Raw genomic sequence first — 13,241 nt, forward strand, 5'->3', positions numbered from 1 at the left:
GGCTGGACCTGTATTTTGGGGAAAGGTGAGAGGTTGGACATCGACCCAAGCGGGGCTCGTTGTGGCTGCTTCCTTCCGGACCTGACCAGGTTGGCGAGGCGCTTGCCCGCGCCAACCTCTCGAATCCCGATATAGGCGGCTGCCGCAGCAATGACAAGGGGGCCTCCCCGATCCACCGCTCCGCAGTTCAGAGGGCAAGCATCAGTTTCAGAAAGCCTTTTGGTGTCATGCCGCAGTTGCGCACCTGCCCCTCCGGCAATTCATCCAGATACTGCACCGCCTCCGGGCTGGTATAGGCGGCAGCCTCGGCGTTGTTGAGCTCGGCAAACCGCCACGGATACTCTTCCTGCGCCAGTGGATCCTCAGGCAGGCGACCCGCAACGTAGTCCCGGATCACATCCCGGATTCGCACCGGCGGCAGCGGGATGCTCTCGGCGTCTTTGACCATCTGGAAATTACCACCACCGCTGACCCTGTAACTGTTGACAACGACGGCAAAACGCTGCGCAGGGGCCACGGGCCGCCCATGCACGCGCAGACGTCGAATGCGCCCTGCCGCCGGGTTGATCCGCACGCCAGAGGAGGAAAACCGCGGCGGTGCCGAGAGATCTATTTCGTATTGCAGGCCAAAAAGAACGTCAAAATTATGCCCGGCACGGCTGGGATCAACCAGTTCCTGTTCGGTACTGCCTGGGCGGACTTGTTTGAACACACCCGCGGACATTTCCAGCCAGTCCAGCACCTGCGCGCCGGTCGCAACCACCAGCCTCAGCTCATTCGGGAAGATGTGAAGATCAGCGACGTTGCGCATACACAGATCGCCACGCCCGATGTCGGTATAATGCCCCGGCCCGGAACGGCCACCGAATTTGCCTGGCGCCGCCGCGGACAAGAGCGGCAGTTTACCAACCTCAGTGCCTTCCAGCAGCGGCCTGACCGCTGCCGCCTGCGCTGCTGCTGCAAGTTCCAGCCCAAGATCGGGCCCAAAGAAAGTAAAGAAGGAGTGCAAAGGCACGTCACTGAAGCCAACTGGCTGACGCATCCGTTCGCGCGTTGAATCATGCGCGGGGCCAAGCGCACGGGTCAGTTCAGCGTCCTCCTCGACCAGAGACATCAGATCGCCATTCTCTGCCCTGCTGCAGATGGGTTTGAGGCGGGCGTCCCAATTTTCCAGCCGCCACCCCTCCGGGCCGTGCGACACCTGCAGATCGATCTGCCCCAGGTGTGATCCATGCGCACCCGGCATGACCACCGGCTTGGTGAAACTGTGCTCGGGATCTGGAAGGGTCTTGTGGGTGTGCCCGCCAATCACCGCATCGATTCCCGCCGTGGCCGCGATGGGAAGCAAGGCATTCTCCATGCCCGGCACCCGCTCCAACCCTCCGACACCGGTATGCGCCAATGCGATCACGATATCGCATCCTTCCCGCCGCAGCGCGCTGGCAGCGGCGGCAGCCGCCTGCACCATGTCCGCAACCACGACCTGACCTTCGAGAAGATGCGCATCCCATGTTACCGTCTGCGGCGGCAGCACCGACAGGATCCCGATCCGCAGCGGCGGTGCACCAGCGCAGGCAGGCACCTCCCGCTCCAGAATGGTGGAGCGGGCGAAAGGTAGCTTCCGTCCCTCCTCCACGGCTGTCATATTCGAGCAAATCACCGGACAAGGTGCCTGCTCCAGCACCTGCTCAAGCGTCTCCAGACCGAAGTTGAAGTCGTGATTTCCAAGCCCGATGGCATCGTATTGCAACACGTTGAAGGCCTGCATCAGCGGATGCGGCACGATCGGGTCGTCAGAGGAAATTTCACCAATCGGCGCCCCTTGCAGCCCATCACCATTGTCCAAGAGCAGCACCGTGCCCCCAGCCTCCCGGACCTCTTGCCGCGCCTCTGCGATCAGGGACGCGACGCGGGACAGGCCGATGCTGGGGTCCGGCCGGTCGGCATAATAGTCGTAGCTGAGCAGATTGCTGTGCAGATCGGTGGTTGCCAACAAGCGCAGCACCCCCTTCCCCAATGGCAAGGATTGATCCGGTCCTGTCATATTGCTCTACCCGCAGCCTGCACGGCGTCTTCCGATCTTCGTTTTTTTCTCACGTTCTGACACGAACGCGTTAACCCTTTGAAACAGCGTTTCCTTGATTTGCAAAGTCACCATTTTTGAGGATGTTAACGATTGTGGCGCTGATGCCGAAAATTTGACCGGTCTAACGCCAATATCCAGCGGCAGACCGGTGACCCGGCGTTAAACATCCGCTCACAACCATAAAAATGCATCGACCGCGCTACCCGAACAGGCTGGTCATTGCGCGGTTTTGCCGCCATCAATGCAGGAAATCGGGCCTTAACGCCGGATCCCCTGCCAAAAGAAGGACAACGATATGAAACGGGCCGAAGAGGTGACATTTGGCGGCAAGGGTGGCCTGGACCGCAGCGCGCATCTGCGTGCGGATGCCGAAGCGCTAGACGCTGCCTGGGGGGCAAAGGACGCACAGGTGCTGATGATGTGGCGCGGCAAACCCCTGTGCCAGCGGTCAGATCCAGAGCGCGGACCGGACGCGCTTGCCTGGATCTCCACCACGCATCCGATGGCCGCAGGGTGCCGCGACGCCGCTCTGTTTCTCGGCCTCCTGCCGGATCAAAGCCCGGCCTTCGCCTGCGACATCAGCAGTTGGCAGCCCGATGCGCTGGACGAGATGGCGCTGGCCAGTTTTGCCGATGTAACGGAGCAACAGCACCCGGACCTGCCCTCCGGTTATGCTTTCGCCGAGCTGCGCAGGGTGATGACCCGGCTGACCCCGCTGGAGGCCGAGCTGGCCGCCACCGCCAAGGCGCTGTTTTCCTGGCATGGCTCGCATGGGTTCTGTGCCCGCTGTGGCCACCCCAGTGATATGGTTCAGGCTGGCTGGCAAAGAAATTGCCCCAGCTGCAAGGCGAGCCATTTCCCCCGCACCGACCCGGTTGTGATCATGCTGATTACCCATGGGGACGAGGTCCTGATGGGCCGCTCACCCGGCTGGCCAGAAGGTATGTACTCCCTGCTGGCCGGTTTCGTTGAACCCGGCGAAACGCTGGAGGCCGCCGTGCGGCGTGAAGTTCTGGAAGAATCCGGCGTGAAGGTCGGAGAGGTGGAGTACCTGTCCAGCCAGCCCTGGCCCTTTCCCATGTCGCTGATGTTCGGCTGCCACGGGATCGCGCTGGATCGCGAGCTGACCATCGACCCAGATGAAATCGAGGACGCGATCTGGGTCAGCAAGCAGGACATGATGACCGCCTTTGCCGGAGAGCACCCGATCCTGAAGCCTGCCCGAAAAGGAGCAATTGCACATTTTCTGTTGCAGAACTGGCTTGCGGATACGCTGGATTAAAGGGAATATCGCGGCCACGCTGAGAATTGATCAATCAAAACAGGCAAGCAGGCGTCAGAGTCATGGATTTCACGAGTAAAGAAGATATCGATTCACCGATCGCCGACGTGTTTGAAGCCCTGTCGGACTTTGAAAGCTTTGAACGCTCGGCCATCCGGCGCGGCATCGACGTGCAACGGATCGGCGATATCAGCACGCCTGAAAACGGCCTCGCTTGGGATACCAAATTCAACTTTCGCGGCAAGGCGCGCGAGCTGCGCATTGCTCTCAAATCCTATGATCCCGTCACCCGCATTCTGCTGTCCGGCGACAGCAGCGGGCTGAGCGGCGAAACCGAGATCGAACTGATGGCGCTGTCGCCGCGGCGCACCCGTGTAACAATTGCGCTCAACCTGACGGCCAAGACCCTGTCGGGGCGGTTGCTGCTGCAATCCTTCAAACTGGCGCGCGGCTCGCTCAATAAGAAATTCAAAGCGCGCGCGGCAGATTTCGCCCGGCTGACCGAAGAACGGTTGAACCGCACGGCCTGAGGGCACCGCATCCGCCTGCACAAATCAGCTAGCTTACCTGGCTTGCTGGCGTTGGCGCGGATTTCTCCGACTTTCACACAAGCGAATTGACGACTCGCCCTTCGACCCGCTACCCATTTCACAGATGGTTTCCGCGATCCGCCTTTGCGAGTCCGGGATGAAAAGGGAACGTGGTGCGATCCGGCCTCTCTCGGCCAGAACAATTCCACGACTGCCCCCGCAACTGTAGGCGGAGAGCGACCCCGGAAGATCCACTGGGCGCAAGGCGACAGCCTGCGGCCGGGAAGGACCGGAGAAGCCCAGACCCGCAAGTCAGGAGACCTGCCATCGCACAACTCGAAACCGGGCGGGGTGTCCGGAGCGGGTGAGATGGCTCCTGCAGCGCGGCCCGTTCTGGCCGACAAGCATCCGGCCACATGTCTCTCCCCCTCTTTATGCCCCTGCCTTAGCGCGGAGGGCGCGATGATCTGGACGACAAAAACGCATGAACTTGCGGCAACAACCTGTCAACACACCGGGGCAAGCTGCCCGGCACTGGAACGGATGCTGGTGGCCCTGTGCGGGGCGCTCGATACCGCGCGGGATATGACCGAAGAGGATTTTGAAATCACCGGCGACAGCCTGCTCGATGGCTGCACCCGCCATTGCCCGGCGCGCTTTTTTGCCTCGCACGACAGGATCCGGGTGTTCTGCGAAGTGGACACCGCAGCAGAGCGCAGCGGTCTGGACCGTTTTGCCGACGCGCTGCTGTCCAGCGATGCAAAAGCGCAGCCCGCAGATCACCTGCCACATCGCCCCTGCTCCTTTGGAGAAGCCATCCCGCTCAGCGCGGCGTAGCGGCAGACCCAGCAAACAACAGGAGGGGCGTCGGTTTTATTCGGTGAATGCCGCGCCCTGTGAAGAAGGAAGCGGGATGACAGCCGGGCCCGCTCCGGCGGGCCGCCTTGGTCTCAGCGGCTGCGGGCCCAGGCCATCTGTGCCTCGGTCTCGACCGCGCAGGGGCGAGACATGCGCAGCCGGTTCAGCGCCGCCTCTGGCGCAACACCGCATTCGATCAACAGGCGCAGCACCACCATGCCGGAGCGCCCGCAGCCGCCCCGGCAATGCACCAGAACGCGGCCGCCACCGTTCAGCGCCTGGCGCGCCGAGGCGCTGACCCCGGGCCAGGCTTCGTTCACCTCCGGGCCGGGCACACCAAAATCCGCCACCGGCAGATGCACCCAGCGGCTTCCCATGCTCTGTAGATCAACCCCCAGCGTCGCGGCCCCGACAGAGACATGCTCGGCTTCGGTGGTCATGGAAATGACCAGACCGGGCTGCCAGTCGTGGATCAGCTCAAGATCCCCCTTGTAGTCGCCCCCGGCACCGGGCAGCGGGCAGATAGCAAGAATGCCATTGGCGGCGGACACCGCGTAGATCGTAAAGGGCTGCCCGGCCTGCAGGCCTGCCCCATCTGAACTCATCCCAGTCATCACACACTCTCCACCACATACAGGGAAAAACTCTGCCACCTGCCCTGCCGGACGGTCAACAGCGGTGGACGAAGCCCGCGGGCTTCCCTACCCTATGAGGCGGTCCCAATCCCATTCCGAATCCGGCACGAGACAGCATGAGCGACACCCCAACATCCGATCCTGAAACCCAAACCGCTGAGGTTCAGCACGCGGAGCAGCCGTCTGGCCAGTATCAGGTCCTCGCCCGCAAGTACCGGCCCGAAACCTTTGCGGATCTGGTTGGCCAGGACGCCATGGTGCGTACGCTGAAAAACGCCTTTGCCGCGAACCGGATCGCCCAGGCTTTCATCATGACCGGTATTCGCGGCACGGGTAAGACCACCACCGCCCGGATCATAGCCAAGGGGATGAACTGTATCGGCACCGATGGCACCGGCGGCCCCACCACCGAACCCTGCGGTCAGTGCGAGCATTGCCTCGCGATCATGGAAGGCCGCCACGTGGACGTGATGGAGATGGACGCCGCCAGCCGCACCGGCGTCGGCGACATCCGCGAAATCATCGATTCGGTGCAATACCGCGCGGCCTCAGCCCGCTATAAGATCTACATCATCGACGAGGTTCACATGCTGTCGACCAGCGCGTTCAACGCGCTGCTGAAAACGCTGGAGGAACCCCCCGCCCATGTGAAGTTCATCTTTGCCACCACCGAGATCCGCAAGGTTCCGGTGACGGTCCTGTCGCGCTGCCAGCGGTTCGATCTGCGCCGGATTGAGCCCGAGGTCATGATCGCCCTCCTGCGCAAGATCGCAACTGCCGAAAACGCCCAGATTGCCGAGGATGCGCTCGCTCTCATCACCCGCGCCGCCGAAGGTTCGGCCCGCGATGCAACCTCGCTGCTGGATCAGGCGATTTCCCACGGCGCGGGCGAGACCACCGCCGATCAGGTCCGCGCCATGCTGGGCCTTGCCGACCGGGGCCGGGTGCTGGATCTGATGGATATGATCCTGCGCGGCGATGCGGCTGCGGCGCTCAGCGAGCTCTCCTCGCAATATGCCGAAGGCGCCGATCCGCTGGCTGTTCTGCGCGATCTGGCCGAAATCACCCATTGGGTGTCGGTGGTAAAGATTACGCCAGACGCGGCAGAGGATCCGACCATCAGCCCGGATGAGCGCGCCCGCGGTCAACAGATGGCCGAAGCGCTGCCGATGCGGGTGTTGACCCGCATGTGGCAGATGCTGCTCAAGGCGCTGGAAGAGGTCGCCGCCGCCCCCAACGCCATGATGGCTGCCGAGATGGCGGTGATCCGCCTGACGCACGTGGCCGATCTGCCCAGTCCCGAGGAGTTGATCCGCAAGCTGCAGGATATGCCGCCCCCGCCGCCCGGCGGTGGTGGCGGAATGCCCATGCAAAGCATGGGCGCGCCTGCCGCGGGCGGGACATCGACTATCACCTCTGCTCCGCCGCAAGGCGCACCGGGCGGTGGACCGTCCGGCGGCATGACCATGTCGCACAGCCAAAGGCAGGGACAAGCCACTGCGCTGGCACCGGCCGCAGAAAAGGCCCTCGCCCGCTACCCGACCTTCGAGCATGTGGTGGAACTGATCCGCACCAACCGTGATGTGAAACTGCTGGTCGAGGTGGAAACAGGCGTGCGCCTCGTCGCTTACCAGCCGGGCCGGATCGAATTCACACCGCATGCGAATGCGCCCCGAGACCTTGCTGCGCGCCTTGGCACCGCCTTGCAAAACTGGACCGGCAGCCGCTGGGTCGTCACCATCGCACCCGACGGCGAGGCCCCGACGATCGCCGAAATCCGCGATGCCGCCGAAAACGCGCTGCGCACCAAGGCCAGCGAACACCCACTGGTACAGGCGGTGATCGACAGTTTCCCCAAGGCCCGGATCACCCGCATCCGTACCGCCGAGGAAATGGCCGCCGAGGTCGAGGCCGAAGCCCTGCCCGAGGTAGAAGACGAATGGGATCCGTTCGAAGACGGGTAGCGACTGGCCTGACGGTCCTCTTGTTCACCCTGCCAACAACCGCCTTCGCCAAAACCTGCCTTGCCACCGGCGATCTTTCCGACAGCGCGTGGGATGTGCTTTGGCGGATGTCGGCCACGCCTGCTGTATTGGCCCTCTTCGCTCTTGCCGGATTCGCGCTGTACAGCAGAAAGCGCGCCTCCTTTGCAATCGCAGGCGTTCTTTGGGGCATGCTGGCGTTCGCGATTGCCGTGGATAATCATGAGCTTTTCTTTGATGATAAGAGTGCCTTGGGCATAATCGAAGACTGCACTGCCTCCCCCCACTTGTTCATCGCGCTTGCAATTGCGATATGTTCGGGGATGACTTACGGCGCCCTGCGCCCCCGCACTTAGGAGAAACACCATGCTCAAAGGCCTCGGCGGTCTTGGCGATATGGCCAAGATGATGAAATCGGCACAGGAACTGCAAACCAAGATGGCGCAGATGCAGGAAGACCTGCACAACGTCATGGTCACCGGCGAAGCAGGCGCGGGCCTGGTCAAGGCCACCGCCTCGGCCAAGGGCGACCTCAAGGCGCTGGATATCGACCCGTCCATCTTCAATGGCGATGACAAGGAAATGGTCGAGGACCTGATCCTGGCCGCCATCAAGGACGCACAGTCCAAGGCAGCCGAAAAAGCGCAGGAAGAGATGACCAACCTCACGGAAAGCATGGGCCTTCCCAAGGATATCAAGCTGCCTTTCTGATCCGGAGGCGCAACTGAAAAGTTCCGAAAAGGCGGCCTTGGCCGCCTTTTTCATGTCTCACGGGCATACGCCCTTTGCCCAATCTGGCGCGCAGGCGCTGCCCAGACAAACCCTGAACATCCGTCGCCTCTCCCCTTGCCATTGCCCGCCGTGATGCGTCTATATGGGCTGACACTCCAAAGGCCGCCTCCATGCAAGACCGCTCTACCAGCGACATCGAAACCCTCATCGATCTGATGGCAAAACTGCCCGGCATGGGGCCGCGTTCGGCCCGGCGGGCGGTGTTGCACCTGATCCGCAAACGCGCGCTTTTGCTGACACCGCTGTCGGACATGATGACCCGCGTCGCCACCACCGCCCGCGAATGCCTCAACTGCGGCAACGTGGGGACCGAGGACATCTGCGAGATCTGCGACAGTGAGGCCCGCGCCAATGGCGAGATCTGCGTCGTCGAAAGCGTCTCGGATCTCTGGGCGATGGAGCGCGCAGGCGTTTTCAAGGGACGCTATCACGTGCTTGGCGGCACCCTCTCGGCGCTGGATGCCATCGGTCCCGAAGACCTGCGCATTCCCCGATTGGTCGACCGGGTCGGCAGCGAGGCAGTGAGCGAGGTGATCTTGGCGCTGAATGCCACCATCGACGGGCAGACCACGGCCCATTACATCGCCGACCAGCTGAGCGGCCAGGTGAAACTTACCTCGCTCGCGCAGGGTGTACCCATCGGCGGCGAGCTGGATTACCTCGACGACGGTACCATCAGCGCCGCGCTGAAGGCCCGTAAGGAACTCTGACGGCAAAAGGGGAAGGACAGCCATGCCAACCGCCCTGCACCGCCTGGTTCTGAGAGCCGCCACATTTTATTTTGCGGCCGTGTTCTTCTGCGGATTTGTTCTGGGCAGCCTGCGGATCTTTGTGCTGCTGCCCCTGATGGATGAACTCTGGGCGGTCTGCCTTGAACTGCCCGTCATGCTGACGCTCAGCTGGCTCATCGCCGGGTATCTGCCCCGGAACCGCAAGGATCTGCATCCTGTCGCCGCGCGCCTGTGGATGGGAATCTGGGCCTTCGGGCTACTGATGGTTGCGGAATATGTACTCGCCACCAGCCTGATGGGCGCGGCCCCCAGAAGCTACTTCGGCCATTGGGCCACCGCTGCCGGGGCGATCGGGTTGGCAGGGCAAATCGCATTTGCCCTGATCCCGTTTGTGCAACGGATAACCCGTCGCGAAACGCCTTAGCTGAAGAAGGCCTGGAACGCGGCAATCGCGCCGTTGAGGCCCTCATCGGTGACATCCTTGTGCAGCACCAGCCGGATCGGGCCGCTGTCCCCTGCCCCGATCACCACGCCCGCCTTGGCCAGATGCGCCTGCAGGGCTGCGTTCTGCACCTCTGCTGAGGTGAAGAATACCATGTTCGTGGCTTGCGTGACCTCTCCGGCACCCAGAGCGCGCAAGGCATCTGCCAGCGTAGCGGCCCGGGCATGATCCTCGGCCAGACGGTCGACGTTCTGCTCCAATGCCATCAGGCCTGCTGCGGCCAACACCCCGGACTGGCGCATGCCGCCGCCCAGCATCTTGCGCCAACGCCGGGCGCGGGCAATCAGATCGGACGGACCGACCAGAACCGATCCCGCAGGCGTGCCCAAACCCTTGGACAGGCAGATCGACACGGTATCGAACAGAACCGCCAGATGCGGTGCAGAGCAGCCCAGCTCGGTGATGGCGTTGAAAAAACGCGCCCCGTCCAGATGCAGCGACAGGCCCGCAGCCCGGCCCGCATCGGTCATCGCGCGCATGTCCTCCAGCGAAATGGCCTGTCCGTTGTGGGTGTTCTCCAAGGACAGCAGGCGGCTGATCGGCATATGGGAATCATCCGGTTTGACCGCTGCCGCGATCGCTGCGGGATCAAGTCCACCGCCGGGCTGCACCTCCAGCGGGTAGAGCGCGCTGCCGCCCAGCACCGAAGCGCCGGCCGCCTCGTATTTGAATACGTGGTAGTCGCGGCCGGTGATGATTTCCTCTCCGCGGCCGCAATGGGACAGGAGCGCGGTCAGGTTGCTCTGGGTGCCGGTGGGCAGGAACAGGCCCGCTTCCTTGCCCAGACGCTCGGCCAGGGTGGCCTCCAACTGGTTTACCTGCGGATCCTCGCCATAGACATCATCTCCCACCTCGGCCGCCGCCATCGCCTGACGCATCGCGGCGTCGGGGCGGGTGACCGTGTCGCTGCGCAGATCGCACAGCACCCCTGCACCGGTTTCGGTCTGCGTCATTCCTGCATATTGGCTCATGATGATCTCTCCAGTCGATTTTGCGCAACGCTAGCCGCAAGAGGTCGGCACGAAAACCCCCAAGTCGCGGGTAGATAACAACCTTCTGTGTCCCGCCTCAGCCCTGATCAGGAAAAGTGACCCCACGGTCAAATTGACAGCTGCCCCCGGCGAACGCTTGACTGAGAACAACATCAGCGATCAGGGAGGGGTACTGGTGACACTCATAAAGGCCGAAAGCGCCGCAATCGTCGCCGAAGTCCATGTCGCACCGGGTCTGGAAGTGGCCGCAGGCACGGTGTTGCTGGCCACCGAACTGATGAAAATGCGCCATGAAATCCGCGCCGAGCAGAGCGGGATTGTCACTGCCGTTCATGTGACCGCCGGACAAGAGCTGCAGGGCGGTGAAACGCTGATCACGTTGGAACCCGGCAGCGTGTCCGTTGAGGAGGTTGCAACCGACGATACCGCCCGTCCTGATCTGGAGGAATATGCGGCCCGCATGGCGCTGCTGGACGATGCCGCCCGTCCCGAGGCCGTCGCCAAACGTCACGCGCTGGGAGGCCGCACCGCAAGGGAGAACATCAACGATCTGTTCGATGCGGGCAGTTTCACCGAATATGGCGCCCTTGCTGTGGCGGCCCAACGCGGCAAGCGGGCGCTGCCCGATCTGCAGGCGCGCACGCAGGGCGACGGTATCATCTGCGGAATCGGCACGGTTTCTGGGCGTACGGTGGCTGCCATGGCGGTGGATTACATGGTTCTGGCAGGCACACAGGGTTTCAACCACCACCGCAAGATGGACCGCCTGATCGAGGTCGCCAGCCGCGACCGGCTGCCCATCGTCCTCTTTGCCGAAGGCGGCGGCGGGAGACCCAACGACGGCGACACCGCCCTGATCATGGCGGCCTGGCTGAATGTCACCTCCTTCCGCCATTTCGCCGCCTACAAGGGGCCAAAGATCGGCATCGTGTCGGGCTATTGTTTCGCCGGAAACGCGGCGCTTTACGGGGTCTGCGACCTCCGGATCGCCACCCGCAATAGCTGGATCGGAATGGGTGGCCCGGCGATGATAGAAGGCGGCGGGCTGGGTGTTGTCGCGCCGAAGGAGATCGGCCCCAGCGACGTGCAGGTAGACACTGGGCTGATCGATATTCTGACCGAAGACGAAGCCGAGGCCGTAGAGGCCGCGAAACGGCTGCTAAGCCTTGAGACCGCACAGACACCACCCGCCGATGACCCGGAGGAAACCCCGGACCTGCGCAATGTCGTGCCCGTGGACCGCACCCGCGCCTATGACATGCGCTCAGCCATCGACGGGCTGGCCGACAGTGACACGTTTCAGGAGCTGCGCCGCGGGTTTGGCGCGGGCATGATCACCGGCTTTGCCCGGATCAGAGGTCGCGCGGTGGGGCTGCTGGCGAACAACCCGCTGCACCTTGGCGGCGCCATCGATGCCGAGGCCGGTGACAAGGGCGCGCGTTTTCTGCAGCTGTGTGATGCCTGGGGCCTGCCCGTCGTCACCCTATGCGACACGCCCGGCTTCATGGTCGGCCCCGAGGTAGAGAAAACCGGACAGGTGGCGCATATCTCGCGGCTGTTTCTGGCCGGAGCCCATTTCAGCCAGCTGCTGGTGACGCTGATCCTGCGCAAGGCCTATGGTCTGGGCGCGATGGCGATGGCAGGCGGCGGGCTGGATCGACCGCATTTCTGCTGTGCCTGGCCCACCGGAGAGGTCGGCGCCATGGGGCTGGAAGGCGCGGTCAGGCTAGGCCACCGCGATCATCTGGCCGCCATCGAAGACCCGGCAGAGCGGGAAGCGGAATATCAGCGCCTCGTCGCTGCCCTTTATGAGCGCGGAAAAGCGCTGAATGCCGCCAGCCTGCTGGAATTCGACGCTGTCATCGACCCGGCAGAGACCCGCGCCGCGCTGCACCGTGCACTGGAAAGCGCAGGCCCCGCGACCCCCGGCCCCCGCTACGCCGACGCCTGGTAGAGCCGCCACAAAGAAAAACCACGCCCGGATCCGGGCGTGGCTTTCCTATTCTTTGGACCGTGTCGGCCCTGATGTCTGAACGCTTCAGAAGCGGGGATCGGTCCCGTCTTCGTCCTCGTCGTCCTCATCACCGCCCGAGGGCAGGTTGAAGAAGCTGTCCGCATCGGGCAGCGGCTCTTCGGACGGGGTGCTTTCGGCAGAGCCACCACCCAGAGTGAAGGTTTCCAGCCCTTCGATGGCCGAGGGGATCTTCGGCTCGGCATCCATCTCCAGCGATTGCTCGGTCGACACCAGCTTGCGGCGTTCGTCGTCGCTCATCACGCCGCCTTCGGCAGCCCGTTTTGCGGCGGCTTTTTGCACGGCAGAGTCCAGTTCGGACTGTTTGCAAAGGCCCAGCGCAACCGGGTCGATCGGCTGCATGTTGGCAATGTTCCAGTGGGTCCGCTCGCGGATCGACTGGATCGTCGGCTTGGTGGTGCCCACCAGTTTGGCGATCTGACCATCGGAGAGTTCCGGGTGGAACTTCACCAGCCACAGGATCGAGTTCGGACGGTCCTGACGCTTGGACAGCGGCGTGTAGCGCGGTCCGCGGCGTTTTTCCTCGCCAGCAGCGGCCGGGTTGAACTTGAGCTTCAGCTTGTGCAGCGGATTGGCCTCGGCCTTGTCGATCTCATCCTGCGTCAGCTGGTTGTTTGCAACCGGATCAAAGCCTTTGACGCCGGCGGCGACGTCACCGTCGGCAATGCCCTGGATCTCCAGCTCGTGCATGCCAACGAAATCGGCGATCTGCTTGAAGCTGATCGTGGTATTGTCCACCAGCCACACGGCGGTCGCTTTGGTCATCAACGGTTTTGCCATGCGCTTATCTCCTTAAAACACGTTTGCCCCACGAACATC

At 63.0% G+C, this 13,241-nt stretch carries 13 protein-coding genes, 1 other RNA gene and 1 riboswitch; of the genes, 9 read left to right on the forward strand and 5 right to left on the reverse strand.

Features of this window, described 5'->3' with window-relative positions; genetic code table 11:
- Positions 1-23: 23 nt before the first annotated feature.
- Positions 24-122, reverse strand: an RNA gene (ffs, locus tag SM763_RS14260) — signal recognition particle sRNA small type.
- A 65-nt stretch (positions 123-187) separates the two neighbouring features.
- A complete protein-coding gene (locus SM763_RS14265; protein WP_274834873.1) occupies positions 188-2,044 on the reverse strand; it encodes a 5'-nucleotidase C-terminal domain-containing protein in 1,857 nt (618 codons plus the stop codon).
- Positions 2,045-2,381: 337 nt separating this feature from the next.
- Here SM763_RS14265 and nudC point away from each other — a divergent pair, with 337 nt between their 5' ends.
- The 3 genes from nudC (at position 2,382) to SM763_RS14280 (ending at position 4,735) form a co-directional block, all read left to right on the forward strand.
- On the forward strand, positions 2,382-3,368 hold the full coding sequence (gene nudC / locus SM763_RS14270) for an NAD(+) diphosphatase (RefSeq protein WP_274834875.1): 987 nt from the start codon (positions 2,382-2,384) through the stop codon (positions 3,366-3,368).
- Positions 3,369-3,430: 62 nt separating this feature from the next.
- Complete coding sequence (locus SM763_RS14275; RefSeq protein ID WP_274834876.1) at positions 3,431-3,898, forward strand: SRPBCC family protein; 468 nt, start codon at positions 3,431-3,433, stop codon at positions 3,896-3,898.
- A 108-nt stretch (positions 3,899-4,006) separates the two neighbouring features.
- Positions 4,007-4,241, forward strand: a riboswitch (cobalamin riboswitch).
- Positions 4,242-4,360: 119 nt separating this feature from the next.
- Complete coding sequence (locus SM763_RS14280) at positions 4,361-4,735, forward strand: hypothetical protein (RefSeq protein WP_065271297.1); 375 nt, start codon at positions 4,361-4,363, stop codon at positions 4,733-4,735.
- A 113-nt stretch (positions 4,736-4,848) separates the two neighbouring features.
- Here SM763_RS14280 and SM763_RS14285 read toward each other — a convergent pair whose 3' ends face one another.
- A complete protein-coding gene (locus SM763_RS14285; RefSeq protein WP_065271298.1) occupies positions 4,849-5,370 on the reverse strand; it encodes a protein-tyrosine phosphatase family protein in 522 nt (173 codons plus the stop codon).
- Between the two features lie 137 nt (positions 5,371-5,507).
- On the opposite strand from SM763_RS14285, the gene SM763_RS14290 reads away from it, so the two are divergent.
- From SM763_RS14290 to SM763_RS14310, 5 genes are all read left to right on the forward strand, one after another.
- Positions 5,508-7,355, forward strand: coding sequence for a DNA polymerase III subunit gamma/tau (locus tag SM763_RS14290; RefSeq protein ID WP_065271299.1), 1,848 nt, complete (start codon positions 5,508-5,510; stop codon positions 7,353-7,355).
- Positions 7,356-7,375: 20 nt separating this feature from the next.
- Positions 7,376-7,729 (forward strand): hypothetical protein, encoded by a 354-nt coding sequence (locus tag SM763_RS14295; RefSeq protein WP_237028434.1) that lies wholly within the window; start codon positions 7,376-7,378, stop codon positions 7,727-7,729.
- Positions 7,730-7,739: 10 nt separating this feature from the next.
- On the forward strand, positions 7,740-8,084 hold the full coding sequence (locus tag SM763_RS14300) for a YbaB/EbfC family nucleoid-associated protein (protein ID WP_065271301.1): 345 nt from the start codon (positions 7,740-7,742) through the stop codon (positions 8,082-8,084).
- Positions 8,085-8,275: 191 nt separating this feature from the next.
- On the forward strand, positions 8,276-8,875 hold the full coding sequence (gene recR / locus SM763_RS14305; protein WP_065271302.1) for a recombination mediator RecR: 600 nt from the start codon (positions 8,276-8,278) through the stop codon (positions 8,873-8,875).
- A 22-nt stretch (positions 8,876-8,897) separates the two neighbouring features.
- Positions 8,898-9,320 carry a hypothetical protein gene (locus tag SM763_RS14310; protein WP_368998932.1) on the forward strand — a complete coding sequence of 141 codons (423 nt, stop codon included), beginning with the start codon at positions 8,898-8,900 and terminating at the stop codon, positions 9,318-9,320.
- Here the strand turns inward: SM763_RS14310 and ltaE are convergent.
- On the reverse strand, positions 9,317-10,369 hold the full coding sequence (gene ltaE / locus SM763_RS14315) for a low-specificity L-threonine aldolase (RefSeq protein WP_368998933.1): 1,053 nt from the start codon (positions 10,367-10,369) through the stop codon (positions 9,317-9,319). The genes SM763_RS14310 and ltaE overlap by 4 nt on opposite strands.
- Before the next feature lie 196 nt (positions 10,370-10,565).
- Here ltaE and SM763_RS14320 point away from each other — a divergent pair, with 196 nt between their 5' ends.
- On the forward strand, positions 10,566-12,344 hold the full coding sequence (locus SM763_RS14320) for a carboxyl transferase domain-containing protein (RefSeq protein ID WP_368998934.1): 1,779 nt from the start codon (positions 10,566-10,568) through the stop codon (positions 12,342-12,344).
- 84 nt (positions 12,345-12,428) lie between these two features.
- Here the strand turns inward: SM763_RS14320 and SM763_RS14325 are convergent, their stop codons facing one another.
- Positions 12,429-13,202, reverse strand: coding sequence for a DUF1013 domain-containing protein (locus SM763_RS14325; protein ID WP_274829733.1), 774 nt, complete (start codon positions 13,200-13,202; stop codon positions 12,429-12,431).
- Between the last annotated feature and the right edge of the window lie 39 nt (positions 13,203-13,241).

It is taken from the genome of Pseudophaeobacter sp. C1-32P7, from assembly GCF_041008775.1.
GTDB classification, from domain to species: domain Bacteria; phylum Pseudomonadota; class Alphaproteobacteria; order Rhodobacterales; family Rhodobacteraceae; genus Phycobacter; species Phycobacter gallaeciensis_A.

Bases quoted from the DNA above. Each gene is read 5' to 3' on its own strand.
- SM763_RS14265 (WP_274834873.1), bottom strand. From the start codon at position 2,044: ATGACAGGACCGGATCAATCCTTGCCATTGGGGAAGGGGGTGCTGCGC.
- SM763_RS14275 (WP_274834876.1), top strand. From the start codon at position 3,431: ATGGATTTCACGAGTAAAGAAGATATCGATTCACCGATCGCCGACGTG.
- nudC (WP_274834875.1), top strand. From the start codon at position 2,382: ATGAAACGGGCCGAAGAGGTGACATTTGGCGGCAAGGGTGGCCTGGAC.
- SM763_RS14285 (WP_065271298.1), bottom strand. From the start codon at position 5,370: ATGACTGGGATGAGTTCAGATGGGGCAGGCCTGCAGGCCGGGCAGCCC.
- SM763_RS14300 (WP_065271301.1), top strand. From the start codon at position 7,740: ATGCTCAAAGGCCTCGGCGGTCTTGGCGATATGGCCAAGATGATGAAA.
- SM763_RS14280 (WP_065271297.1), top strand. From the start codon at position 4,361: ATGATCTGGACGACAAAAACGCATGAACTTGCGGCAACAACCTGTCAA.
- SM763_RS14290 (WP_065271299.1), top strand. From the start codon at position 5,508: ATGAGCGACACCCCAACATCCGATCCTGAAACCCAAACCGCTGAGGTT.
- SM763_RS14310 (WP_368998932.1), top strand. From the start codon at position 8,898: ATGCCAACCGCCCTGCACCGCCTGGTTCTGAGAGCCGCCACATTTTAT.
- ltaE (WP_368998933.1), bottom strand. From the start codon at position 10,369: ATGAGCCAATATGCAGGAATGACGCAGACCGAAACCGGTGCAGGGGTG.
- recR (WP_065271302.1), top strand. From the start codon at position 8,276: ATGCAAGACCGCTCTACCAGCGACATCGAAACCCTCATCGATCTGATG.
- SM763_RS14325 (WP_274829733.1), bottom strand. From the start codon at position 13,202: ATGGCAAAACCGTTGATGACCAAAGCGACCGCCGTGTGGCTGGTGGAC.